General features: G+C 60.6%; 24 protein-coding genes and 2 pseudogenes. 7 read left to right on the top strand and 19 right to left on the bottom strand.

Annotation, left to right across the window (positions count from 1 at the left end):
* Window positions 1-18 precede the first annotated feature (18 nt).
* Window positions 19-921, bottom strand: a complete 903-nt coding sequence (locus tag ACYZTW_RS05630) for a DMT family transporter (RefSeq protein ID WP_462004070.1) — start codon at window positions 919-921, stop codon at window positions 19-21.
* 138 nt (window positions 922-1059) lie between these two features.
* On the opposite strand from ACYZTW_RS05630, the gene ACYZTW_RS05625 reads away from it, so the two are divergent.
* Entirely contained in the window at window positions 1060-1935 is an 876-nt protein-coding gene (locus tag ACYZTW_RS05625) for an AraC family transcriptional regulator (RefSeq protein WP_415757873.1), read from the top strand.
* A gap of 211 nt (window positions 1936-2146) precedes the next feature.
* On the opposite strand, the gene ACYZTW_RS05620 is transcribed toward ACYZTW_RS05625, so the two are convergent.
* The 8 genes from ACYZTW_RS05620 to ACYZTW_RS05585 all read right to left on the bottom strand — a co-directional run bounded on the left by ACYZTW_RS05620 (window position 2147) and on the right by ACYZTW_RS05585 (window position 10330).
* Complete coding sequence (locus ACYZTW_RS05620; protein ID WP_462004069.1) at window positions 2147-4576, bottom strand: TonB-dependent siderophore receptor; 2430 nt, start codon at window positions 4574-4576, stop codon at window positions 2147-2149.
* Window positions 4577-4791: 215 nt separating this feature from the next.
* The gene (locus ACYZTW_RS05615; RefSeq protein ID WP_462004068.1) at window positions 4792-5781 is read right to left on the bottom strand and encodes a FecR family protein; all 990 of its coding nucleotides are present in this window, start codon (window positions 5779-5781) and stop codon (window positions 4792-4794) included.
* Window positions 5778-6341, bottom strand: coding sequence for an RNA polymerase sigma factor (locus ACYZTW_RS05610; RefSeq protein ID WP_462004067.1), 564 nt, complete (start codon window positions 6339-6341; stop codon window positions 5778-5780). Before ACYZTW_RS05610 ends, ACYZTW_RS05615 begins: the two co-directional genes overlap by 4 nt.
* A 4-nt stretch (window positions 6342-6345) precedes the next feature.
* Window positions 6346-6672, bottom strand: a complete 327-nt coding sequence (locus tag ACYZTW_RS05605) for a DUF3325 domain-containing protein (protein ID WP_462004066.1) — start codon at window positions 6670-6672, stop codon at window positions 6346-6348.
* On the bottom strand, window positions 6673-8253 hold the full coding sequence (locus tag ACYZTW_RS05600) for a PepSY-associated TM helix domain-containing protein (RefSeq protein WP_462004065.1): 1581 nt from the start codon (window positions 8251-8253) through the stop codon (window positions 6673-6675). It lies immediately after the preceding gene.
* Window positions 8250-8555, bottom strand: a complete 306-nt coding sequence (locus ACYZTW_RS05595; protein WP_462004064.1) for a DUF3649 domain-containing protein — start codon at window positions 8553-8555, stop codon at window positions 8250-8252. Before ACYZTW_RS05595 ends, ACYZTW_RS05600 begins: the two co-directional genes overlap by 4 nt.
* Window positions 8556-8758: 203 nt before the next feature.
* Window positions 8759-9169: an HPF/RaiA family ribosome-associated protein gene (locus tag ACYZTW_RS05590; RefSeq protein WP_123365331.1), complete on the bottom strand. Its 411-nt coding sequence runs from the start codon at window positions 9167-9169 to the stop codon at window positions 8759-8761.
* Between the two features lie 213 nt (window positions 9170-9382).
* On the bottom strand, window positions 9383-10330 hold the full coding sequence (locus ACYZTW_RS05585; RefSeq protein WP_462004063.1) for a LysR substrate-binding domain-containing protein: 948 nt from the start codon (window positions 10328-10330) through the stop codon (window positions 9383-9385).
* 135 nt (window positions 10331-10465) lie between these two features.
* Here ACYZTW_RS05585 and ACYZTW_RS05580 point away from each other — a divergent pair, with 135 nt between their 5' ends.
* Together ACYZTW_RS05580 and ACYZTW_RS05575 are read left to right on the top strand one after the other, a co-directional pair.
* Window positions 10466-11842 (top strand): L-serine ammonia-lyase, encoded by a 1377-nt coding sequence (locus tag ACYZTW_RS05580; protein WP_462004062.1) that lies wholly within the window; start codon window positions 10466-10468, stop codon window positions 11840-11842.
* A gap of 33 nt (window positions 11843-11875) precedes the next feature.
* Window positions 11876-12574: pseudogene (locus tag ACYZTW_RS05575) on the top strand (SLC5/6 family protein); the annotation flags it as partial.
* Here ACYZTW_RS05575 and ACYZTW_RS05570 read toward each other — a convergent pair.
* A complete protein-coding gene (locus ACYZTW_RS05570; RefSeq protein ID WP_462004061.1) occupies window positions 12556-12735 on the bottom strand; it encodes a hypothetical protein in 180 nt (59 codons plus the stop codon). The pseudogene ACYZTW_RS05575 and the gene ACYZTW_RS05570 overlap by 19 nt on opposite strands.
* A gap of 151 nt (window positions 12736-12886) precedes the next feature.
* On the opposite strand from ACYZTW_RS05570, the gene ACYZTW_RS05565 reads away from it, so the two are divergent.
* Window positions 12887-13204, top strand: a complete 318-nt coding sequence (locus tag ACYZTW_RS05565) for a DUF3509 domain-containing protein (RefSeq protein WP_462004060.1) — start codon at window positions 12887-12889, stop codon at window positions 13202-13204.
* Here the strand turns inward: ACYZTW_RS05565 and ACYZTW_RS05560 are convergent.
* Entirely contained in the window at window positions 13201-13701 is a 501-nt protein-coding gene (locus ACYZTW_RS05560) for a phosphate-starvation-inducible protein PsiE (RefSeq protein WP_008150634.1), read from the bottom strand. The genes ACYZTW_RS05565 and ACYZTW_RS05560 overlap by 4 nt on opposite strands.
* A 308-nt stretch (window positions 13702-14009) precedes the next feature.
* Here ACYZTW_RS05560 and ACYZTW_RS05555 point away from each other — a divergent pair.
* A pseudogene (locus tag ACYZTW_RS05555) lies at window positions 14010-14264 on the top strand (YebG family protein); the annotation flags it as partial.
* A gap of 168 nt (window positions 14265-14432) precedes the next feature.
* Here the strand turns inward: ACYZTW_RS05555 and ACYZTW_RS05550 are convergent.
* The 4 genes from ACYZTW_RS05550 to ACYZTW_RS05535 all read right to left on the bottom strand — a co-directional run bounded on the left by ACYZTW_RS05550 (window position 14433) and on the right by ACYZTW_RS05535 (window position 18784).
* A complete protein-coding gene (locus ACYZTW_RS05550; RefSeq protein ID WP_462004059.1) occupies window positions 14433-15542 on the bottom strand; it encodes a dihydrolipoamide acetyltransferase family protein in 1110 nt (369 codons plus the stop codon).
* Between the two features lie 32 nt (window positions 15543-15574).
* Window positions 15575-16561 carry an alpha-ketoacid dehydrogenase subunit beta gene (locus ACYZTW_RS05545; RefSeq protein ID WP_462004058.1) on the bottom strand — a complete coding sequence of 329 codons (987 nt, stop codon included), beginning with the start codon at window positions 16559-16561 and terminating at the stop codon, window positions 15575-15577.
* Window positions 16554-17648, bottom strand: coding sequence for a pyruvate dehydrogenase (acetyl-transferring) E1 component subunit alpha (gene pdhA / locus ACYZTW_RS05540; RefSeq protein ID WP_462004057.1), 1095 nt, complete (start codon window positions 17646-17648; stop codon window positions 16554-16556). The genes ACYZTW_RS05545 and pdhA overlap by 8 nt, the downstream gene beginning before the upstream one ends.
* A 116-nt stretch (window positions 17649-17764) precedes the next feature.
* A complete protein-coding gene (locus ACYZTW_RS05535) occupies window positions 17765-18784 on the bottom strand; it encodes a Glu/Leu/Phe/Val dehydrogenase family protein (protein WP_462004056.1) in 1020 nt (339 codons plus the stop codon).
* Between the two features lie 183 nt (window positions 18785-18967).
* Between ACYZTW_RS05535 and ACYZTW_RS05530 the strand changes: the two genes are divergently transcribed.
* Window positions 18968-19771 carry a SirB1 family protein gene (locus tag ACYZTW_RS05530; protein ID WP_462004055.1) on the top strand — a complete coding sequence of 268 codons (804 nt, stop codon included), beginning with the start codon at window positions 18968-18970 and terminating at the stop codon, window positions 19769-19771.
* Between the two features lie 112 nt (window positions 19772-19883).
* Here the strand turns inward: ACYZTW_RS05530 and maiA are convergent, their stop codons facing one another.
* From maiA to hmgA, 3 genes are read right to left on the bottom strand one after another with little or no spacing between them, the layout of a single operon-like run.
* A complete protein-coding gene (gene maiA / locus ACYZTW_RS05525) occupies window positions 19884-20519 on the bottom strand; it encodes a maleylacetoacetate isomerase (RefSeq protein WP_462004054.1) in 636 nt (211 codons plus the stop codon).
* 12 nt (window positions 20520-20531) lie between these two features.
* Complete coding sequence (gene fahA / locus ACYZTW_RS05520) at window positions 20532-21836, bottom strand: fumarylacetoacetase (protein ID WP_462004053.1); 1305 nt, start codon at window positions 21834-21836, stop codon at window positions 20532-20534.
* A 3-nt stretch (window positions 21837-21839) separates the two neighbouring features.
* Window positions 21840-23144, bottom strand: a complete 1305-nt coding sequence (hmgA, locus tag ACYZTW_RS05515) for a homogentisate 1,2-dioxygenase (RefSeq protein WP_462004052.1) — start codon at window positions 23142-23144, stop codon at window positions 21840-21842.
* A gap of 161 nt (window positions 23145-23305) precedes the next feature.
* Here hmgA and ACYZTW_RS05510 point away from each other — a divergent pair, with 161 nt between their 5' ends.
* Window positions 23306-24112: an IclR family transcriptional regulator gene (locus tag ACYZTW_RS05510; RefSeq protein ID WP_462004051.1), complete on the top strand. Its 807-nt coding sequence runs from the start codon at window positions 23306-23308 to the stop codon at window positions 24110-24112.
* A gap of 12 nt (window positions 24113-24124) precedes the next feature.
* Here ACYZTW_RS05510 and ACYZTW_RS05505 read toward each other — a convergent pair whose 3' ends face one another.
* Window positions 24125-24502, bottom strand: coding sequence for a hypothetical protein (locus ACYZTW_RS05505; protein WP_462004050.1), 378 nt, complete (start codon window positions 24500-24502; stop codon window positions 24125-24127).
* Between the last annotated feature and the right edge of the window lie 8 nt (window positions 24503-24510).

The following is a 24510-nucleotide window of genomic DNA, read 5'->3' as shown; positions in this document are numbered from 1 at the left end:
GCTCAATCATCATGCCTCTCAGGCCAGCTTGCCGTTCCCTTGCACCATCGACGCCTTGGGCTTACGAAACACCAGCACATTGCCCAACATCACCAGTACCAAGCCCACCAAGGCCGGCGCGGTCCATTGATAGCCTTCGACAAACGCCGACACGTTCAGCGCCACGACCGGGAACAGTACAGTGCAATAGGCTGCACGCTCCGGCCCCATCCGCCCGACCAACGTCAGGTAGGCAGTGAAACCGATCACCGAACCCGGAATCACCAGGTACAGCAACGAGCCGATGTAGCGCGCGTTCCATTCCATGTCGAACGGAATGCCTTTGACCAGGCACCACACCGACAACATCGCCGCGCCATAAGCCATGCCCCAGGCGTTGGTGGTCAGCGGTTTCAGCCCCGCCTTCTGCTGCAAACTCGACAGCATGTTACCGGCCGAGAAGCACAGGGTACCGAGCAACGCCAGGCCCAACCCGAGCAAGGTTTGCGGGCTGGCGGTGTGGCCCGCCAGTTCAGGCCAGAACAACAGGCCAAGCCCAAGCAACCCCAGCGCACCGCCCATGAGCACATTACGAGCGACTCTCTGCCCGAAGAACACGCGTGCATTGAGTGCGTTCCACAACGTGGCCGTGGAAAACACCACCGCGACCAGACCGCTGGGGATCCACTGGCTGGCGGTCAGGAAGCACATGAAGTTGATGCAGAACAGGCACAAGCCCTGCGCCAGGCAGATTAGATGCCCGCGACGGTTCATCACTTGCAGGCGGCGACTTAGCAGCAGCATCACGAACAGCACCAACGCCGCGAGGCCGAAGCGATAGACGATCGACACCGGAATCGCCACCACGCCCAATTGCCATTTCAAGGCAATCCAGGTGGTGCCCCAGATCAGCACGGTCAGCAAGTACAACGAAAGGTTCATGGCAAAGGCTCCTGAATAGGCCTTCAGTGTCCTGCGCCAAGGCCTTTCGCACTTGCATAAACTTGCGCTTTTGTCGGGCCACAGGCTGGCAGCCGAACGGCTACGGAGTAGGATGCAAGGCGTCGGAGAGAAGCCATCATGCCTGCACTGGAAACCCTGCAAGTCTTTCAAGCCCTCAACCGCTCGCCCAATGCTCGCCTGGAGCACAGCGCCGAGCTCGGTGACGGCATGGCTGCAGCCTTGTGGAGCAACCATCACGACGCCCAGGATTACGAAGCGCCGAGCCACCACACCCTGTCCTGCTACATCGCCGGCGGCACCGGGACCTTTCGCCGTGACCAGCCCGGCACCAAGGGCGGCCCCGACAAGCTGTGCATCCTGCCGGCCGAGCATCAATCGGGCTGGGTGATCAACGGCGACATACGCCTGGCCCACGTGTATTTCAGCCCCGAACAATTCGCCCTCGGCTGCGTTACGTTGCTGGACCGCGAACCTCGCGAGCTACAGTTGCGCGAAGCCACCTTTCTGGACGATCCGGCACAAGCCCGGCGCTTTCGGCAAATGCTCACACTCAACTGGGACGAACCCGGCGAACGCGTACTCACCAGCAGCCTGGCCCATGAAATGCTCAGCCACGTACTGCTCGGCCAGGTTGGAATGCGTGAGGGCTTGCGGCTTAAAGGTGGATTGGCTGCGCATCAGCGACGGCAGTTGGTGGAGTTCATCGACAACCAATTGGCCGAGGCCATCAGCCTGGGGCAGTTGGCTGCGTTGTGTGCGTTATCCGAATACCACTTTGCGCGGATGTTTCGCGAGAGCTTCGGCTTGCCACCGCACCAGTATGTGTTGGCGCGGCGATTGAGCCGGGCGCGGGAGTTGTTGCGCTCGACGTCGCAGCCGTTGGGGGAGATCGCGTTGGCGTGCGGGTTTGCCAGTGCCAGTCATTTCACCAATCGGTTTCGTCAGGCGTTGGGTGGGACGCCTGGGGAGTATCGGCAGGCGTTTTTGCGGTAGGTTTTTCGTGTGGTGGGGTGTCATTGAAATCCACCCCTCACCCTAACCCTCTCCCCAAGGGGTAGAGGGGACTGACCGAGGTGTTCTTAGAGCTATATCGACCTGAAATATCGAGTCGAACTCAGGATTAGAAAGGCTTGGAGATCTGCCCCCTTTCCCCCTCTCCCCCGTGGGGAGAGGGTTGGGGTGAGGGGTCGATCTTGAACCCAACCTAAAACTCCAACGTGCTGGACAAGGAGATCTGCCGCGAATCCCCCATCGACACAAAGAACCGGCTCGCCGCCGAGGTGTAGTAGGTGCGGTCAAACAGGTTCTTCACGTTGAGCTGAAACTTCACCTTCTGCCCTTCAACCTTGGTGTCGTAGGTGGCGAACGCATCCGCCACGGTGTAGCTCGGCAGGTCGAAATCGTTCACAGCGTTACCCGCTCGCTCACCGACATACCGCGCCCCCGCGCCGACCCGCAGTTGATCGCCACCGACAATGGTGCCGAAGTCATAGACCGCCGCTAACGAACCGGTGTTCTTGGCGACGTTTTGCAGTTTTTTGCCTTTGTAGATCGGGTCTTCAGTGACTTCGGCGTCGGTGTAGGCATAGCTGCCGATCATGCTCCAGCGATCACTCAGCTGACCGCTCAGGTCCACTTCCAGACCACGGGAACGAACTTCACCAGCGGCGCTGTAGATCGTCACCGGACCTTCGGAATTGGCCACCAGCACGTTACGTTTTTTGATGTCGAACAGCGCGACATTACCGGTGACGCGGCCCGGCATGTCGAGCTTGGCGCCGATTTCCCAGGACTTGGCTTCTTCCGGCGCGATGCTGCCGTCCAGCACGGTGCTGCTGCCGCTCAATGGCGCAATGGTCGAGTTGGGTTTGAACGACTCGGTGTAGCTGCCGTAGAACGACAGTTCATCGGTGTAGCGGTACACCAGGCCGGCGCGAGGCACCCATTTCTGGCCGTTGCTATCGGTGTTGGCTTGGAACGGTACGCCTTTGCCGGCGTACTGGTCGTATTCCTGGAAGCGCCCGCCGGCCACCAGAATCCATTGATCGGTCAGGTGAATCGAGTCCTGCAAAAACACCGAATCGTTGCGCAGTTCATCGGTCTGCGCGCTGTCGGCCGGGCTGACCGTGGTGCCGGCGACTTCGCGGCCGTAGACCGGGTTGATGTAACTGAAGGTGCTCAGGCTTTTCTGGCGGATCAGGTCTTCGCGGTAGATCTTGCGGTATTCGTCATCGACGCCGAACACCAGGTCATGCTTCATCCCCGCGAGCTGGACATTGCCTTCAAGGCTGGCGGTGGTGAAGCGGTCGGTGCTGATCGCGTTCTGAGTGCCGTCCATGCTGCGCGTCAGGGTGCCTTTGTTGGTATCGATGGCGGTGATGCGCACCTGGCTGGCGTCGTAGGTTTCGCGATTCCAGCTGTAGCCGAAGTGGGCTTTCCAGTTGTCGTTAAGCTCGTGGTCTGCCTCAAAGTGATAGAGGTCCGAGCGGCCTTCCATGTTGTTGAACGGCTCGTCGAGGCGACGCTCGCGGGAGATGTCCAGCGGATGATTGTCACGCGGGTCGATGATCGTGCCACGGTCGAACGGGGTCAGGAACTCACGGTGTTCGTAGGCGAACAGCAGCTTGGTGCTTTCGCCGAACCAGGCCAGCGATGGCGCCACCAGCGTCTCGCGGTGAGTGCCGAAATTGCGCCAGTAATCTTCGTCTTCGTGGTCCAGAACCATGCGATAGGCCAACCCGGATTCGCCGAGCGCACCCGTGCTGTCGAGGCCGCCGCCACTGCCGTTTTTGTCGTCGCCGTAGGTCGAGCCGCGCAGGGTCAATGCGTTGTATTGCTCAAGTTCAGGCTTTTTGCTGACCATGTTCACCACACCGCCCGGGTCCTGGATGCCGTAGAGCAAGGATGCCGGGCCTTTGAGCACTTCGACCCGATCCACGGTGGCGTTGAGACCACGGCCCTGCACGATCGGCATGCCGTCGCGCATGATCGAGCCATTGCGGTTGTCGCCGAAGCCACGAGTCATCACCGAGTCCTGAGTGCTCGCCAGTGTGTTGCCTTGAGTAATGCCGCTGACGTTGGCCAGCGCGTCATCCAGATTGCGCGGTGCTTGATCACGAATGACCTGAGCCGGAACCACGTTGACGGTCTGGGGGATTTCCTGAAGCAAGGCCGATGAGCGCATCACCGAACTGGTGGGCGGGGGCTGATAGCTCATGGACTCATCAGCCACCGAGGTGATGGTGGTCGCGCCCAGGTTCAAGGCGCCATCGGTAGGCAACGGCTCCAGCACCAAGGTGTGGCCGTCGGTGCGACGGAAGGTGAACCCCGAACCGCTGAGCAAAAGCTGCATCGCCTGCTCGGCACTCATCTGCCCGCTGAGCGCTGGAGCATTGAGGCCGTACGGTGCTTCATCGGTGTAGATCACGCTGGTGCCGGTGATCCGGCTAAAGTCGCTCAAGGCCTGGGGCAGCGGTTTGGCGGCCATTGCGAAGCTGAACGGCGCACTCTGTCGGGCACTGCCGGCCTCAGCCGCCGCCGCCACACTCAACGGCAGCAACGCCAACGCCGTAAAGCTCAACGCACAAGTGCCCAACCACTGTTTGACCGAACCCGATTTTGCCCTGGACTTCATTGCTCATGACCTGTGTAGAACCACTACGGATGCGAATGACTCGCAGTTTCAGTCACTACACGGATGGGGTTAGGGTTTACCTCACCAAAATTTTGAAAATATTTTTATTCGGGCCATGCGGTGTTTGATCTGACGCCTTCGCGAGCAGGCTCGCTCCCACAGGGGAATGCATTTCAAATGTGGGAGCGAGCCTGCTCGCGAAGAGGCCAGCAGCCTCACCGCAAAATAATCAGATGCCCCATCACCTTGGTCTGCTCAAACCCCAAAACGCCCTGCAACGAACTCAACACCGCCTGCGGATTCTTGCTCGGAAAGCTGCCACTGACCCGCCGCGCCGCCAGTTCATCGTTGAGCAGCACAATCCGTCCCGGGTAATACCGCCCCAGGTCTTGCACCACCTCGGCAAGCGTCACCTTGTAGTAATTGAGCCAACCCTGACGCCACGCCAATTGCGCTTCGCTGTCGACGCTGTGGAGTTTTTCCGCCAAGCCATCGCCATACGCCACTTGCTGGCCAGCCGTCAGGATTTGCTGCGCGGCGTTTTTTTCTGCCGTCACACCGACCCACCCGGACAACACAGTGACTTGAGCACCGTACGGTTGCAGACGCACTTCGAACTGCGTGCCAAGCACCCGCGCCTGACCCTTTTCAGCGTCCACCACGAACGGCTCGCCGGTGTGGGTCACGTTGAAAAATCCGGCACCACGACGCACCTGGACATGCCGCTCGCCACGACTGAAATCCACCGCAATCGCACTGTCGGCATCCAGCGTGACTTGCGACTGATCCGCCAACGTGACGGTGCGAATCTCCCCCGGCGCCGACACATAGTCCGCGCCCAGATCATCGACCCAGCGCGACGGTTGCCAGCCCGCACCGAAGCCGATCATCAGCACCAGGCACGCCGCCATCGCCAACGCCCCGGACCAACGCCGAACGCTGGTACGGCGCGAGCGATTCATGGCGTTGAGGTAACCCTGCAAGGCAAACGCCTCTTCATCGGCCAACGTTCGGGCTGGTGTTTCGGTCAACTCCCACACCACTTGCGCCTGGGCGTAAGCCTCGGCATGGGCGGGGTCGGCCTGTAACCAATGGCTGAAGGTGGCCTGATCGCCGCTGCTGGGCTGGTCATGCAACAGACTCAGCCAGGCGAAGGCCGCCTGCTGCTGAGCGGGCGTCGGGGTGACGCGTCCGGTGTTGTTCACGGTGCTTTCCCTGGCGTGCGCGGGTCGGTTTCCCGCAGGCTGGCCTTGCAGGCCTCGAGGGCGCGCATCATATGTTTTTCCACGGCGCTTTGGGACAAACCCATGGCCTTCGCGATCTCCGCGTATTTGCTGCCATGGATACGGTTGAGCAAAAAAATCTGCCGCGTGCGCTCAGGCAGCGCGCGCAACGCCGCTTCGACGTGACGCAAATCGTTGCCTGCCTCCAACGCCGCTTGCGGTTCGCTGCCGTGGCTGTCGGGTTGGTCCGGCATCCAGCCCTCGTTGACCCGCACCCGCGTGCCTTCGCTGCGCAAATGGTCGATGGCGATGTTGCCGGCGCAGCGCAACAGGTAAGTGCTGAGCTCTTCGACCTGCACCAGCGGCCGACGCCAGAAGCGCAGGAACAAGTCCTGCACCAGGTCCGCGGCCGTCGCCCGACACCCCACACGACGACTCACCAGCGCTTCCATTTGCGAACGCTGGGAAAGGAACACCTGCAGGAAATGCGCACGCGCACCGCGATGTTCGTCGTCATGGGATTCCGGTGGGCGGGTGATCATCAGGTCAGCCCTTTGCAAACACGGCGACGGGGCTGGCGAGCAAGCTCAACCCGGCCAACGCCAAGGCCAGACGCGGGCGATACGGCATCAACAGCACCAGCACCAGAGCGCTGAGCATCAACACCGCAAACCACTCCACCAATCCAAGCCCCCACACCGTCGACGACACCGCCGCCCACAACGACAACGCCAGCAACAGCCAGCCACAGAGTTTCATCCCTTGGCGGCGACGGGCCGAGGGCTTACGCCCCAGCAGTTCGGCGTGATGCCGATCCATGGATAAACAGAGCGCGGTGAAACCGCCGTAGCACAGCAACAAGGCCAAGAACATTCAGTACGCCTCTTGCTCAAGCATTATCGATTTCGCCCGTGGTCGGGTGACGATTCCAGCCTGCCCCGCGCGCTGCATTTTCCACCCAGCCCACGCGAAAAACAGACCACTGCCCAGGCACGTCAGATCGAAACCGGCCATGGCCCAATCGCCCTGCATCAGTGTGACGCCCAAGTGATAAGGCGTGGTCAGTGCGTTCAGCAGCGGCACCGCACAGAACAGCAACGCCGCCAGCGCCAACTGTTCGACCCACGCTGCGCGACCACGGCGGACCATGGCATGCAACACACTCAAGCCCCAGACGATGAAGAAGCTGTTCACTTCCCAATCCGCCCGCCCGGCCATCCCGACCGGCAACAATCGATTGGCCCAGAAGAATGCCGCCACCGCGACCATCAACCCCGACATGCTGGCGATGTTCAGCACTTCCACCAGTCTCAACTCAAACGGCATCACACCGCTCTTCGTATGTTTGAGCTGACGCTTGCCGAGCCAGACCACTAGCCCGGTACCGATCATCGCGGTGCCCGCCAAACCACACATGAAGTACAGCCAGCGCAACACCGGACCGGCGAAATGGCCCATGTGCAAACCATAGAAACTGCCGGCAATCGCCATCGGCAGCGCTTGCTTCGGCGTCGTGCTGAGTAGCTGCCCGGTCACGCCGTTGAATGTCACCGCGCTGCCAAAGTCATGGACCACTCGGTCGGCACCGTCACGCGCAAGAATGACCGAGGCATTCGCATCGCCCGGACTGTTGACCGTCAGCCACCCGGTTCGCCCGCCCGACCACTGCTCGCTGGCCCGTTCCAGCAGTGGTGCCAACGGTGCCAACTGGCCCGGTTTGCCTGCCATTTCGGGCGTATTGGACGCCGGAAACACCTCATCGTAAAACGCCTCGACATCACCTTTGTACGAGGCAAGGATGCTCGCCGGCATCACCATCGCCATGAAAATCACCAGGCTGCTGTAAGTGATCATCAGATGAAACGGCAACACCAGAACGCCCACCGCGTTATGCCCGTCGAGCCAGGAGCGCTGGCCCTTGCGCGGGCGGAAGGTGAAGAAGTCCTTGAAGATTTTCTTGTGGGTGATGATCCCGCTGATCAGCGCGACGAACATCACCATCGCTGCGAGGGTCGACAGCCAGCGACCCCACGGATAGGGCATCTGCAACTGAAAGTGGAAGCGGTAAAAGAACTCGCCACCGCGAGTGTCCCGGCCCTGCACTTCTGCGCCGGTTTGCGGATCGAGGCGTTTTTCGGTGAATTGACCGCGCGTGCCGGGCTTGGCCGGTGCTTGCTGCCACCTCACCGACAGCCCGGGTTCGCGAGCATCCGGCAAATCGATGAGCCATCGCGAGGCGCCGGCGGCGTGCTGCTCAAGATAGTGCTGGGCCAGGGTCAAACTGGCTTCGGAGGACAGCGAACGGGCGGGAATTTCCGGCTGCATCCAGTGGCTGATCTCATCCTTGAAATAGGCGAGCGTGCCGGTCAGGAAAATCGCGAACAGCAGCCAGCCGAAGATCAACCCGGCCCAGGTGTGCAGCCAGGCCATGGCCTGTCGAAAGCCCTCCTTCATGCGTGGCCCATCCAGTACGCCAGCCCCGACACAGCGGCCAAAACCACGCTCGGTACGATCAATCCGAACCAGGCTTGCCACGCACTGCGGCAGGCAAAACACCAGAGTACGGCGACCAGATAGACCAGAAACGAGGTCATCATCCCGGTGACCACCGCTTCGTCACGAGCCATGGGCAGCCACATCGTCAGGCTGACACTGGCCAATGCCGCGACGAGGTACCCCCCCAGCACAGCGGCCAGCACTCGGGAAGTGACGGCCAGGCGATAGGAAACGGGGAGCGCGGTGATTTTGCCTTTCATGTTTCGACCTTGAAACGGGTGAGGCCTCGTGAATGTCACGGGGCCAACAAGGCCGCAATATTAATGATAAATATTCTCATACGCAAAAGAGATCCGACGGGATCGTTGTTACGGCAGTCCAAATGACGATCAGCACAAACCAAAACGGGCCTGCATAAGCAGGCCCGTTTTCAGTGGTGGGAAGGTAAAAGGTGAATCAGGCTTCAGCCGTTTTGCGCAGCCTGTTCGTTCTCGAGAAACTCTTCTTCCAAGAGCACATCAGCATGAGCGCCCCTCTCGAACGGCACCACAGCGGCACGTGGTTTGCCCCGCAGTTTGCCGAACAGATGTTCCAGCGCATGTTCGAGTTTTTCGGCCGCCCCGTCGATCGCCAGTTCCAGGGAGTCGGCTTTATGGGTTACAGAAATCGGTTGGTGGCCTTTTGGCCGCGCTTCCAGCTGACAGCGCATGTCATGGGGACCGGGCTTGTCGCCGTTCTCGTCCCGCAGATGAACCTCGACGCGTGTCAGGTCCTCTTCATAACGTTCGAGCGTGCTCTCAATGGTAGTACGTACCCACTCCTCCAGTCGGATGCTGCCTTGAATATGGTTATCGCTGTTGACTTGGATTTGCATAGTTCATCCCTTATTTCAGCTAGCTCGCGAGAGGCCCTTCGGCTGGCCCTTGGGCTTCATCACCGTGACCTCTTGGTTACACAATCGGTCTGCTCGCAGAACAATTCAACCCCTAAAAAAAGATAAATTTTCATACGCAAAAAAAGCCGGACAAGGAGCAAAAGCGCTGTTAAGGTCGGGAGTTGGGTCGCCTCGCTCTTTTGTCACAATTGCTCACATCTGCCGCTCCGCCAGCGGGTGCAGGCTTCGAAAGATCCCCGCTTCCTCCACCAGCCAGTCATGCACCGCGCGCACGCCCGGATGGCTCAGCGCCCCAGGCGCATAGAGCAGCACGTAACGCTTGTGATTGGGCACCGCCAGGCCAAACGGCACGATCAACGTCCCCCGCTCCAGCTCATCGTTCAGCAACGTTCGCCGTGCAATCGCCACGCCCATCCCGGCGATCGCCGCTTCGATGGTCAGGTGATTGCGATTGAAGGTGTGCCCGCGCCGCACGTCCGCACCCTCAAAGCCGATGGCGTTGAGGTAGAACTCCCATTCCGCGTACTCATAACTGCCGCGCCAGGCGGTAATGTCGTGCAGCAACGGGAAATGCATCAAGTCTGCCGGGCCATGCAGCGGCGGGCGGCCGCGCAACAGGCTTGGGGCGCAGACCGGAAATATCTGTTCGTCGAGCAAGGTTGTGGATAACAAACCGGGATAGCTGCCGTCATTCAGGTCGATGGCCAGGTCGAAGTCGCCCTCGTGCAGCGGCACGCTGCTGTCCTCGGCCACCAGCCGTAACTGAATGTCCGGGAATCGCTGCTGCAAACGTGGCAGACGCGGCGTCAGCCACTTGCTCAGGAACGATGGAATCGAGCGCAGCCGCAAAATCCCGCTGATCATTCCCGCGTCCAGTCGTCGCAATTCGGCATCGATGCTGCCGTAGGCCTCGTTGACGGTGATGGCCAGTCGCTGGCCTTCGGCGCTCAACTCCACGCCCCGAGCACGACGGTGAAAAAGTCGAAACCCCAGCCGCTCTTCCAGTTGTCGAATTTGCTGACTGACCGCACCCGGCGTGATGTGCAGTTCTTCAGCGTAGCGGGTGAACGACAAGTGCCGTGCGGCACAGGAAAACACGTGCAGCCAGACGTAAGTCTGGGCGTGCAATTGGCGACTCATTGTTTAGTCCCGCTAAAGGCTGTCTTAGGAAGTTTCGTTGGTCGCGTAGGACCGAGGTAGGCAGTATCGCCGACATTGCGCTTGTCCTACAAAAATGGCAGCGATTTCTCTTCCATTGCTTGTATAGGCTTTAGCATGGCTATCAGTGTTTTCGATCTCTTCAAAGTCAGCATCGGTCCGTCCAGTTCCCATACCGTCGGCCCGATGCGCGCCGCCGCGACCTTCGCCCAGGCACTGATTGACCAGGATTTGCTCGACGCCGTACGTCGGGTAGAAATCCGCCTTTATGGTTCCCTTTCCGCCACCGGCGTCGGCCACGCCACCGATCGCGCCTGCGTCATGGGCCTGATGGGCGAATGGCCGGACAGCATCGATCCCACGTCCATTGACAGCCGAATCCAGACCCTGCGAGAAACCGGCGAACTGTCTCTGGCAGGCAAAACCACCATCGCCTTCAACTGGCAACGCGATCTCTTGCTACTCGACGAGAGCCTGCCCTACCACCCCAACGCCATGTCCCTGACAGCCTTTGGCGAAACCGGTGAGTTGTCGGAGCAAACGTACTACTCGATTGGCGGTGGTTTCATCATCGAAGCGGCCGAAGCCGAGTCCGGCATCGCGCCCACCAGCGACGTGGTGCTGCCGTACGATTTTTCCAGCGCCGCCGAATTGCTCAAGCTCTGCAACCAGCACGGCCTGCGGGTTTCCGAGTTGATGATGGCCAATGAACTGGCCTGGCGCAGCGAAGCCGAAATCCGTCAGGGCCTGCTGCACATTTGGTCGGTGATGCGCGAATGCGTCGAGCAAGGGTTGCGCCACGAAGGCATCCTGCCCGGCGGTCTGAATGTTCCGCGCCGCGCGGCGAAATTGCACCGCAGCCTGCTGGAAATCGGCAAGCCGAATGTCATCACCTCCACCCTGTCGGCCATGGAATGGGTCAACCTGTTTGCCCTCGCCGTGAACGAAGAAAACGCAGCGGGCGGTCGCATGGTCACGGCGCCGACCAACGGCGCGGCGGGGATCATTCCGGCGGTGCTGCACTACTACATGAAATTCAACCCGGACGCGTCGGACGATGACGTTGTCGCGTTCTTCTTGGGCGCGGCGGCTGTAGGCATTCTCTGCAAGAAAAACGCGTCTATCTCTGGCGCCGAAGTTGGCTGCCAGGGCGAAGTCGGCTCCGCCTGTGCCATGGCCGCCGCCGGTCTGGCGGACGTGCTCGGCGCCACGCCTGAGCAATTGGAAAACGCCGCCGAAATCGGTCTGGAACACAACCTCGGCCTGACCTGCGACCCGGTCGGCGGGCTGGTGCAAGTGCCGTGCATCGAGCGCAACGCCATCGCTGCCGTAAAGGCGATCAACGCCACGCAAATGGCCCTGCGCGGCGACGGTAAACACTTCATTTCCCTGGACCGGGTAATCCGCACCATGCGCGATACCGGCGCCGACATGCATGACAAATACAAAGAGACTTCACGGGGCGGCCTGGCGGTGAGCTGGGTGGAGTGCTGAGGAGCATTCCGAAGCAGGTAGTTTGAAAACGTAGCGAGCGAAGGCATGGCCATGCCGCTGTTCTTTAAAACGCTGTGGCTGGCGATCCCGGTGATGGTGTTCTCGTTCAACCATTCGCCGATCATTTCCGCCTTCTCCGTCGATCAGAAACAGCGCTATGGCGAGCAGGCCGAACGCAAAAGCAGCGGCATCCTCGCCATCGCCCACGCGATGATGGTGGTGACGGTGATGTTCTTCTGCTTCAGCTGCGTGTTGGCCCTGTCCCCAGCTGATTTGGCGGCGGCGAAGGCGCAGAACATCTCGATCCTGTCGTACCTGGCCAACCATTTCCAGACGCCAGTCATCGCTTACGCCGCGCCGCTGATTGCGCTGGTGGCGATCACCAAGTCCTTCCTCGGGCATTACATCGGCGCCAGTGAAGGCTTTCAGGGCCTGATCGTGAAAAGCCTGCGCGGCCGTGGCCGGGTGATGTCGACGAGCTGGCTGAACCGCATCACTGCGCTGTTCATGATCCTCAGCTGCTGGGCCGTGGCGACGTTCAACCCAAGCATCCTCGGCATGATCGAAACCCTCGGTGGGCCAATCATCGCGTGCCTGCTGTTCCTGATGCCGATGTACGCCATCCGCCGCGTGCCGGCTTTGCGCCAGTATTCGGGTCAGGCCTCGAACGTGTTCGTGGTGTTGATCGGTTTGATTGCACTGTCTGCGATCATCTACTCATTCATGCCCTGAAACGGGCAGGCAAAAAGAAGGCGGGCCACGATGCCCGCCTCTTTTTTGCCGTGTCTATTGTTCGACAATTTTTCCGGCATGCCCCTTGCTACGACACCGTAGGAGCTGCCGCAGGCTGCGATCTTTTGATCTTCAGCGCCTTCACCGAACATCAAGATCAAAAGATCGTCCGAACGCGGCCCGAACCTTCGGCAGCTCCTACGTTGCACGGGTGAAAGTACATGAACATGGAATGCCGGTGGTCTGGTGTTGCGAACTAATCCCGATCACGGTGGGTCAACAACTGCACGTTCAATCAGGCGGTAACGCATCATGGACAACCCTTTTCAGCTCATTACCGATGCCTTTGCACCGGATTATCAGATCAACCTGAGCATTCAGGGGCTGGACGGCAGCATCATGCTGACCCTGTCCGACAGCGGTCGTGTGGTCGCCAAACGGATGATCAGCGCCGAACAACGCAATGACCCCCAGCGCCTCAAACGCCTGGTGCAAAGCATTCAATTCGGCATCGCTATCGAACAGGGCCACAGCGCCGTGGCCATCCTCGAAGCCATGACCGACGGCGACAATCGCAACCTGCCGCCGCCACGCGTCAAGGGCCACAGCCGGCCAGCCATGAGGCTTTAAAGCTCGCCCTTCTCCACTTCGGGATGCTCACCGGAACCCGCACCGATCTTGCGTTGCGGGTGTTCGATCTTCACCGAAGGGAATTGCGACGAGGCGTAACGCACCACCAGAATCGAGAACGCCAGCAGCAGAATCCCGCCGCACAGGTAGATGATGCCGATATCCGGCGGGTTGTGGTGCGAAACGTTGGAGATCAGCAGTCGCGTCAGCGCAGTGATCGCCACGTAGATCAGGAAGCGCACCGGCATGTGGTTGGTCTTGAAGTAAATCCCGACCATCGCCCCCAGTTCCAGGTAGATGAACAGCAGCAAGATGTCATCGATCTTGATGTGCCCCGCCTCGATCATCTGCAAAAACTCCATCACCGCCGCCCACGCGGTGACTGCACCGATGGCGAACAACGCCAGATAGTGGAAGGTCTCGACGAACAGGTTGCCCAGAGACTCGGCCAGTTGGTGCACGTTCTGCCGCAGGTTCTCGGCCCAGTTTATTTTCACGATGATTCTTCCTTAGCTCGGTTCGAGCGGATGATGCGGGTTGGACGTGACGGTTGTTCTGCATGCAGAAAAAAGGCCAGGGGCTGTTGGGTGAGATGGCGATAGGCTGCCATTGGACACTTTTGTGGAGAGTTCGAGGGCCTCATCGCGAGCAAGCTCGGCTCCCACAGGTCTTGCGCAGACCACCTGAATTCGGTCTACATTAAAAAGCCACTACCCAAAGCGCAGGGATTCGCTTATCCTTTTCGCTGTATATAAATACAGTAGTCGAATAAGACAACTTAATGTGAAGGCATGTGAGGTGGTGAATGGCCGTCGAAGTGGTATACCGCAGCAGCCGAGATCTGGAGCGCTTGTTCATGGATAAAGCCGAAGCTGACCGTCATGACAAAATGCTCGAACTGGCCGAGTTGCTGGCTGAAGTGTTGCAAAAAGCCGTTCCGTCCCTGACCGAACAGCAAGTGGAAGAAGCCGGGATCTACATGGCGAAGAACCGCGATGTGTTCGCCAAGGCGTTCAAGAGTCAGCCGGATGCTTTGTCCGAACTGCTGAATGCGCCGGCTGAAGTGGTTGAAAAATCTGCACCTGTTGAAGCGCCTGCACCTGCTGAAGTCGCGAGTGCTGAGCCGACCAAGCCCGCTAAAGCGCCCAAGGCTGCCAAGTAAGCAACGCCCGAATTGAATAGGCCCTGAGTCAAAAGACTCAGGGCCTTTTTCATGCCTGCGAAAAACCTAAGCGTCGGGTTGTTCCAGCGCCTCGACCAGGGCCTTGAAAAAACGCGCCGCCTCGCCGCCCGTCACCACGCGATGATCGAAGGTCAGAGACAGCGGCAGGACCGGGTGCACCACTACTGCGCCATCGACCGCCACCGGTTCGTCGCGGATCGCGCCAGCGGCGAGGATTGCCACTTGCGGCGGCACCACCACCGGGTTGGCGTAGCGACCGAACAAGGTGCCGAAATTCGACAACGTCAGGGTCGCCCCCATCATTTCCTTGGGCGGAATCGATCGCGCCTGCACGTCGGCCCTTAATCGCATGACGCCTTCCTTCAAATCAGCCGGGGTGCGATGACCGACATCGCGCAGCACCGGCACAAACAATCCGTCCGGGGTGTCCACGGCGATGCCCAAATCGAGCCGTTCGTGTTGTTTGAGCGACAGGGTTTTGCCGTCGAAGGCGCTGTTGAGCATGGGCTCCACGGCGCACGCTGCCGCCATCGCTTTGGCGAGACGAATCAGCGGTTCGCGTGCCTGCCCCCAGCGATGCAGGTCGGCGTCACCGAAAATCGTCACCGGCACCACTTCCGCATGGGACCGCGCCATGTTCAGCGCCATGCTGCGCCGCACACCGCGCAACCGTTCGCCGCCGAAGCGCTCGCGTTCAGTTTGAGCCGCGCTTTCCACATCCGTGCGGGTGATCAGCCCCTCGTGGCCGGAGCCCGTCAACCCGCTCAACTCCACGCCGAGTTGCCGAGCCAGTTGTCGCACGGCCGGGGTGGCGCGAGTCGCCAAGTGTTCTCGGGTCGAGGGGGCCGCCCCGATGAAAAACGAGTCCTCCTGACTGCTGCCGCCACCTTCGAGTCGCCCCACTACGGTGCCCGCATCGGCTTCGCCTTCGTAACCGAGCAAGGGTTCACCGACGTGAATAATGTCGCCCTCGCCGCCGTAGAGTTTTGCCACCACGCCGTCATAGGGTGCAGGGATATCCACCAGCGCCTTGGCGGTTTCTACCGACACCAGCAGCTGATCGGCCTTGACGGTATCGCCGACTGCGACGTGCCAACGGACGATTTCCGCCTCCTGCAAACCTTCGCCCAGATCCGGCAGTTTGAAATATTTCATCGCGGCTCCTTGGATTGGGCTCAAGCGTCTTTTTAGAGGTGCAGCAGTGCCGTGTCACAGGCGTGAAGAATGTCTTCGACGTTGGGCATGTACAGCGATTCCAGTCGATACAGCGGCGGCGGAATGTCCGGCGCAGTAACCCGCTGGATCGGCGCCTGCAATTCCAGCAACACCCGTTCGTAGAGACTCGCGGCGATTTCCGCGCCGACACCACAGGAGCGAGGCGCCTCGTGGACGATCACGCAACGACCGGTCTTGCGCACCGAGGCTTCCAGCGTGTCGAGGTCCAGCGGCTTGATACTCGCGACATCGATCACTTCTGCCGAGACGCCCCGCTCGGCCAATGCGGTGGCGGCTTGCAGGGTTTCCATCACACTGGCGCCCCAGCTGATCAGCGTGATGTCGCTGCCTTCGCGCAGGGTGAAACAGCTGTCCAGTGGCAGGCGTTTACCGTCATCCACCAGCGTTTGCGGATTCATGCGATAGAGCCGGGTCGGTTCGAGAAACACCACCGGATCAGGGTCATCGATGGCCGCCAGCAACAAGCCATAGGCCCGGGCCGGCGAAGACGGAATCACCACCCGCAGCCCTGGAATGTGCGCGAACAATGCTTCAGTGCTTTCACTGTGATGTTCCGGCGCGCGAATCCCTGCGCCCATCGGTGTGCGCATGACCATCGGGCACGTGATCCGCCCGCGTGTGCGATTGCGCATGCGGCTGGCGTGGGACACCAGGTGTTCCATGGCCGCGTAGATGAAACCCATGAACTGGATTTCCACCACCGGTTTCAGGCCCTGAGCGGCCATCCCCACCACCAGTCCGCCGAGCATGGTTTCGGCCAACGGCGAGTCAATCACTCGCTTGAAGCCAAAGCTGTCGCGCAGCCCTTGGGTGGCGCGAAACACGCCGCCGTTCACCCCGACGTCTTCACCGAGGACGATGACGTTCTCGTCTTCGCTCATCGCCCGATGCAGCGCGAGATTCACCGCGTCCAGCAACGTGACTTTGCCGTTACTCATGGCTCGAATCTCCCGCGCGGCGTGCCGCCCGTTCGAGCAACTCTTCACGCTGCCCGGCGAGGGACGCCGGCCATTGGGCATAGACGTAATCCATGACCGATTCGGGCGCCTGAGTCCCCGCTGCCTCGAAGTTATCCACAGCACGCTGCACCAGGCCCTGGCATTCGCTGATCAGCGCCTGTTCGCGGCCTTCGTCCCATACGCCTTGGCCGACCATGAAGCGTTGCAGGCGTTTGACCGGTTCTTCCAGCCAGGCCTGCTTGACCTCGTCCGCCGGCCGGTAGCGTGTGGCATCGTCGGCGGTGGTGTGGTCGCCGAGGCGATAGCTCAGGCATTCCAGCAACACCGGACCTTTACCGTGGCGCGCCCGCTCAAGGGCCGCCTGTACTCGGTCGTAAACCGCGAGCATGTCATTGCCGTCGACCTGCTCACCGTGGAACCCGGCACCGATCGCTTTCTGTGCCAGCGTCGGGGCGCCGCACTGAATTCGCCGTGGCACCGAGATCGCCCATTGGTTGTTATTGACCACGAACACCACCGGCAACTGCCAGGCACCAGCAACGTTGAGGGCTTCGAGGAAATCGCCTTTGCTGGTGGCGCCGTCACCGCAGGTGGTGACGGCGACCCGGTGCTCGCCGCGGATTTTAAAGGCGCTGGCGACGCCGCAGGCATGCAGGGCCTGGGTGGCAATCGGCACACAGATCGGAAAGTCCTGGGCCGCCGCCGGTTCGGCAAAGTCGCTGCCGCGCTCGTCGCCACCCCAGTACAGGAGGATTTCCTCCATGCGCACCCCGCGCATCAACTGCACGGCGGTGTCTCGGTAATACGGAATCAGCACGTCTTCGGCGTGCATCACGCTGCCGACGGCGACGCCAATGGCTTCCTGGCCCAACGTCGGCGCATAAGTGCCGATGCGCCCGGTGCGTTGCAAGGCGACGGCTTTCTGATCGAAAAGGCGGGTCAGGACCATCTGCCGATAAAGGCGCGTCAGCAGATTAAAATCGTCGGCCCAAGTGGGAAGATCGCCGAGCAATTGGCCTTCAGGGGATAAAAAACGGGTGTAAGGCAGCTCAACCTTGTGAAGCATCACAGGGGCTCCTGGCACGCCGCGTCAGCGTGCGTCAGTCAAGCCTGACGCTTGTGGCGCCAGGCTTTGGGAGCAAGTCTGCCGGATAGGCCCTCACTCCTTCATCGGTTGCAACCTCATCGGTACAGCACTTTTTCCGCCAGTTCGTCTGCCACCCGTGCAGGTGAGCGTTTTTCCGCCTGAGCATGGGCGAAGACTTCGGTCAGTCGGGAGCTGATTTTCGACAGGTGTGCGGTGATGGTCGATAGCTCTTCGCCGCGGTGTTTGAGCGAAACGTAGATCAGCCCGCCGGAATTGATCACGTAATCCGGCGCATACAGAATGCCCCGCCGCTCCAGTTGATCAGCAACTTCCAGATGGGTCAGCTGGTTGTTCGCCGAGCCGGCCACCGCTGCGCAGCGCAGTTGCGTCACGCTGTGGCTGTTGAGCACGCCACCGAGGCCGCATGGCGCGAGAATGTCGCAAGGGGTGCTGAGCAGCGCGTCGTTGGCGATCGGGTGAGCGCCGAGTTGCTCCATCGCCAATTGCACTTTGCCGTGATCGATGTCACTGACCAGCAGTTCGGCACCGGCGGCATGCAGTTGTTCGGCGAGGGCAAAGCCGACGTTGCCGAGCCCTTGAATCGCCACTCGCAGGCCTTCGAGGTTATCGCTGCCCAGCCGGGCCATGGCGGTGGCACGGATGCCGGTGAACACGCCCATCGCCGCGTGCGGCGCTGGGTCGCCTGCCGAGGTGGTGCTGGTGACGTGTTGGGTCTGTTGGGCGATGCAATCCATGTCCGCCACGGAGGTGCCACTGTCGATGGCGGTGATGTAGCGGCCGTCGAGTTGATTGATGCAGCGCCCGAAGGCTTCGAATAGCGCGGCGCGGTTTTCCACATGAACCGGGCGAACAATCACCGCAACGCCGCCACCCTGAGCCAGGCCGGCCAGCGCCGCCTTGTAACTCATGCCTTGGGCGAGGCGCACCGCATCCTCGATGGCGGACTCATCGCTGGGATAGGCAAGGTAACGACACCCGCCGAGGGCAGGCCCCAGACGGCTGTTATGGATGGCAATCACCGCCTTCAACCCGGTGACCGGGTCGACGCTCAGATGCAGCGATTCAAGGCGAGTGCTTTGCATGAGAGCGAACATCGTAGGGCTCCCGAAAGACCTCTTGTAGTCGCCAGTATAGGCTTGCGCTCAAAAATTGCAGAAGCGCACGGGAATAAGCGCCGCCGCCATGCAGACTTTCGGACATAACCTGCAACCGCCTATGTGCGGCACTGGACGAATGACGGAGACGGGGCTAAAACGAGGCATTACCCGGAGATTTTGATGACGCCCCGCCAACGTTTCTTCGACTGCCTGCAACGTTCACCGCCCGCGCTGTTCGAGGCGGCGCTGTGGATTGCCGCCGAACACGACAGTGAGGTCAATCCCGAGGCGGTGCTGAACGATTTCAAGGTCCTGCAACAACGGGTCAGTTATGGTTTGCCAATGTTACCGGTCAGCGAGTTGGCCCAGCCGTTGTTACGGCGTATGAATGATCTGGGATTCGCTCAGGACGACTCCACGCCATTGCGTCCGCACGTCGCGCTGGTCAATAAAGTGCTGGAACGCAGACGTGGGCAGCCGCTGAGTCTGGGGTTGATTGCTCTGGAACTGGCCAAAGGTCTGGAGATCCCCTTGGTCGGGGTCAACTTCCCCGGGCATTTCCTGCTACGAGTACCGGGCGCCGACCACCTGCTCGACCCATGCGGCGGACGTCGCTTGTACCCCAACGATTGCCGGGAACTGCTGCAACGCCAGTACGGCCCGAACATGAAGCTCAGCGCCGAGCATTTGCTCACCGCCGAGCCGGTGCAAATGCTGCAGCGGCTGTCGCGCAACCTGCGTCAGTTACACCTTTCTCAAGATGACTACATCGGCGCCCTGATCGACGCCGAACGTGTGCTGGAACTGGGCAACGCCAGCGCCTCCGACTACCTGGCCCGGGCCAGCCTCTATCAACGGCTGGATTGCCCGAACGCCGAGCGCTTTGACCTGGAGCATGCCCTGCTGCTTAGCGACGACCCGATCCAGCGGATTCGCCTGACTGAGCGATTAGGGCACCTACCGCCAAACTCCATCGTCCACTGATCCCTTGTGGCAGCGAGCCTGCTCGCGAATGCGGTGTGTCAGCTGCATTAATGTCGACTGACACGCTCTCTTCGCGAGCAGGCTCGCTCCCACATTGGGCTGGTGTGAAGCGTCAAGGAGTGTCTGGCTGGTTCGCCGGATGCGCCTTGATGAATGCCGGATGTGTGGCCGCCAACGCCGCCACTCGACGAATTCGCGGATAGGCCTCAAGTGAAATGCTGAAGCGCTCGGCCGCATACAGCTGCGGGATCAGATAGGTATCCGCCAGCCCAGGCATCGGACCAAAGCAATAACCCTCATCGCCGATCAACTGCTCCACCGTCGCCAACCCTTGGCTGATCCAGTGCCCGATCCATTCCACCACCTGCGATTCATCGTGCCCCAACTGCCGCAGCTTGTTGAGTACGCTGACGTTGTGCAGCGGATGCACGTCGCAGCCGATCACTGCCGCCGCACCACGCTCATGGGCGCGGGCAGCGAGGTCTTTGGAGAGCAGCGGCACCTGTGGATAACGTTCCTCCAGGTACTCGATGATCGCCGGCGACTGGATCAGCAGTTCGCCTACGTCAGTGCGCAAGGCCGGCACTCGGCCTTGCGGGTTAACGGCGAGATACGGCGGCTGTCGATGTTCGCCACCTGGCGGCGCGATCAGGTTGATCGGCAGCGCCTGGTAATCCAGCCCCTTGAGCGCCAATGCAATGCGCACCCGATAGGACGAAGTCGAACGATAGTAGGTATAGAGTTCCATGACCCGATCCTCTTAGCGCGCCGGCAGCACTTTGCCGCGGCATTCGCCGAAACCGATGGAGGCAAAACCCTCGCGGCTGCAACGGGCGCGCAGGATGATTTCGTCGCCGTCCTCAAGGAACTTACGCACCTCGCCGGACGCCAGTTCGATCGGCTTTTTACCGCCCTCGGTGATTTCCAGCAGGCTACCGAACTGACCATTTTCCGGGCCGGACAAGGTACCCGAACCGAACAGGTCACCGGCCTGCAATTGGCAACCGTTAACGCTGTGGTGCGCGACCATTTGCGCCACGGTCCAGTACATGTGTTGGGTGTTGCTGAGGGTCAGGCGATGGGCCGGCAGTTTTTGCTCGCGCAGGCCTTCGGTGAGCAGCAGCACTTCCAGCTCGATGTCGAAGGCGCCAGCGGCTTGATCGCGTTTGTCGAACAGGTACGGCAGCGGCTGCGGATCACCTTCCGGACGTGCCGGTTGAGCACGACGGAACGGCTCCAGCGCTTCGGCAGTCACCACCCACGGCGAGATGCTGGTGATAAAGCTTTTCGACAGGAACGGCCCCAGCGGCTGGTATTCCCAGGCCTGGATGTCCCGCGCCGACCAGTCGTTGAGCAGGCAGAAACCGGCGATGTGATCGGCGGCGTCACCGATGGCGATCGAGTCGCCCATCTCGTTGCCCTGACCGATCCAGATGCCCAGTTCCAGCTCATAGTCCAAACGTGCGCACGGGCCAAAAGTTGGCTCGGTCTGGCCGGCTGGCAGCGTCTGGCCTTTCGGACGGCGAACGTCGGTGCCGGACGGACGAATGGTCGAAGCGCGGCCGTGATAACCGATCGGCACGTACTTGTAGTTCGGCAGCAACGGGTTGTCGGGACGGAACAGTTTGCCGACGTTCTGCGCGTGCTCGATGCCGACGTAGAAATCGGTGTAGTCGTTGATTTTCGCTGGCAGGTGCATCTCGCAATTCGCCGCCAGTGGCAGCAGTTTTGCGCCTTGGGCTTCGATCTTGCCGTGCAGGGTGCTGCCTTCTTTGAACAGTTCCAGCAGGCGTTCGCGCAGGGCAACGCGAGCGTCACGACCCAGTTCGAAGAACGCATTCAACTGGCCGCCACGGGTGGCTTCGACTGCAGTTTTTGCGACGCCATCGAACAGACCGGCATCCAGTGCAGCTTCCAGATCAAAGATATGTTCGCCAATGGCCACGCCACTGCGCGGTGCCGAACCCTTCACGCTGAACACGCCCAATGGCAGGTTTTGCAGCGGGAAATCAGCGTGATCGTTGGCGGAGGCAACCCAGCTACGAGTGATGGAAGTCTGAGTCATGGGTTATCTCCGGGTCGGGTCGAAAGTGGCGGGCAGCGTGGCCCAGCAGGCATCGTAGTTGTTTTGCAGTTGCGGGCAATCGAGGGCGAATCGGCTCGGGCGCAGCACCTGGCTGGTCTCGAACATGAAGGCCATGGTGTTGTCGATTTTCGCCGGGGCCAGTTCGGCGTTGATCGCCTTGGTGCAGGTTTCGCCGTCAGGGCCGTGGGCGCTCATGCAACTGTGCAAGGACGCACCGCCGGGCACGAAGCCTTCGGCCTTGGCGTCGTACTCGCCCTTGATCAGGCCCATGAATTCGTTCATCAGGTTGCGATGGAACCACGGTGGACGGAAAGTTTTCTCGGCCACCATCCAGCGCGGCGGGAAGATTACGAAGTCCAGATTGGCCAGACCGTGGACGCTGGTCGGCGACGTCAGGACGGTGAAGATCGACGGATCCGGGTGATCGAAGCTGACCGTGCCGATGGTGTTGAAACGACGCAGGTCATACTTGTACGGCACGTTATTGCCGTGCCAGGCGACCACGTTCAGCGGCGAATGATCGAGTTCGCAGCCCCACAACTGGCCGAGGAATTTCTGCACCAGCGTGGTTGGTTGCTTGAGGTTTTCGTAATGGGCGACCGGGGTCAGAAAGTCCCGGGCATTGGCCAGGCCATTGCTGCCGATGGGCCCCAAGTCCGGCAGGCGCAGCGGCGCGCCATGGTTCTCGGCGATGTAGCCGCGAGCTTGCGGGTCGAGCAGTTCGACGCGAAATTTCAGACCGCGTGGCAGCACGGCGATTTCCTGTGGCTCCAGTTCCAGCACGCCCAATTCGGTCGCAATGCGCAAGCGTCCCAGTTCCGGCACCAGCAACAGTTCACCATCGGCGTTGAAAAACACGCGCTCCATGGAGCGGTTGGCGCGGTAGCTATAGATGCTGATCCCGGCCGGTTTTTCCGCGCCCGAGTTGGCGGCCATGCTCACCAGCCCGTCGATGAAATCGGTGGGTTCGCTCGGAATATTCAGCGGGTTCCAGCGCAGGCGGTTGGGGGTCACTTCACCCAACGGGCCGCCGGCCAGTTGCCGATCCAGTTTGACGAACGCCGGGTGATTGGCCGACGGCTGAATGCGGTACATCCAGGTCCGCCGCGCTTCGCTGCGAGGCATGGTGAATGCCGTGCCGGAGAACAGTTCGGTGTAGAGACCGTAAGGCGCTTTTTGCGGGGAGTTCTGGCCGACGGGCAGTGCGCCGGGCAACGCTTCGCTGCTGAATTCGTTGCCGAAGCCGGACTGATAAGCCAGCTCGGGCGCCGTTGAATCGAGGTTCATGGAGCCTCCTGAACAGGGAGTAGGCAATGGCCGCTCCGTTGAAGAGGTCTCGGCACGCCTGGGTTATTTTTATCGTAATTCGATTACGCTTAACGTAATTTGATTGGTATTGACCGTCAAGCTATAAAGACGCCCATTCGTCCCGGGATCAGACCGCCTCCATGGAAACGCCGCGCAGCAACGATAAACAGAAAGTCCGCTCGGCCGAGGTCGGCACCGACATCCTCAAGGCCTTGGCCGAGTTGTCGCCATCCACCTCGTTGTCACGCTTGGCCGAACACGTGCAGATGCCGGCAAGCAAGGTTCACCGCTATTTGCAGGCGTTGATCGCCAGTGGTTTTGCTGAACAGAATGCTGCCACCAACCATTACGGCCTGGGCCGCGAAGCCTTGCGCGTCGGTCTCGCCGCACTCAACAGTATGGACGTGCTGAAAGTCGGCGCCCTGCCCCTGGCCGAATTGCGCGATGAGTTGAACGAGACCTGCTTTCTGGCGGTGTGGGGCAACCAGGGCGCAACCGTGGTGCATATCGAACCGGCTGTGCGCGCGGTGACGGTGGTGACGCAATTGGGCTCGGTGTTGCCGTTGCTCAGTTCGTCCACGGGGCTGGTGTTCGGCGCCTATCTGCCGAAGCGTGAAACCGTGGACTTGCGTGAGCAGGAACTGCAGAGCGGTTCGACCCATGCGCTGGCGGATGATCAGGCCTATAAGGCATTGTGCGAACAGATCCGCGAACGCGGTCTGCATCATGTGCATGGCTTGCTGATGCCGGGGGTCGATGCGTTGTCGGCGCCGGTATTCAATGCTGTCGGAAATGTTGCAGCGGTGATGACCATTGTCGGCCCGGCGTCGTTGTTTCACGCCGACGAAAACGGCCCGGCGGCGCAGCGATTGCTGGCGGCGACGCGGGCCGTGAGTTGGCGGATGGGGTATGAGCCAAGCCGAGAAGTAATGCAGCTCAATGATTAGTGAGTGTTCGAATCAACGCACGATCGTTTGGCTGGCCTCTGCTTCAGCATCGTTCAGCACGTCCTGAACGATTTCCAAAAGTATTTGGTATGGGACCTTTTGTCCGGTTGCCGCAGAAATCAGGTCTGCAAGTTCCTTTGCATCCTTGGCAAAGCTGATCAGCGTTTTTTGCGTGGTAGTAATCGCTTGCTTGCCCAGTTCTTTGTATTTGCCATAACCCAATGTGGCCAGGTCAATCAGTGCATCCGTGAAATGGCCGAAGGCTCTTTTATTATCTCCCTCAAGATACGCCTGACCACCGTCCAGAATATTTTTGGTGATTTGTATGGCACTGACCACCAGACCCAGAGGTGGAATAACCAGGCTGATAACTTGTGCCGCAAGAATCACGGCGTTGT

Source organism: Pseudomonas sp. LB3P25 (assembly GCF_054897985.1).
The sequence above is the reverse complement of the archived record's forward strand: the minus strand, read 5'-3'. Positions and strand labels throughout refer to the sequence as shown.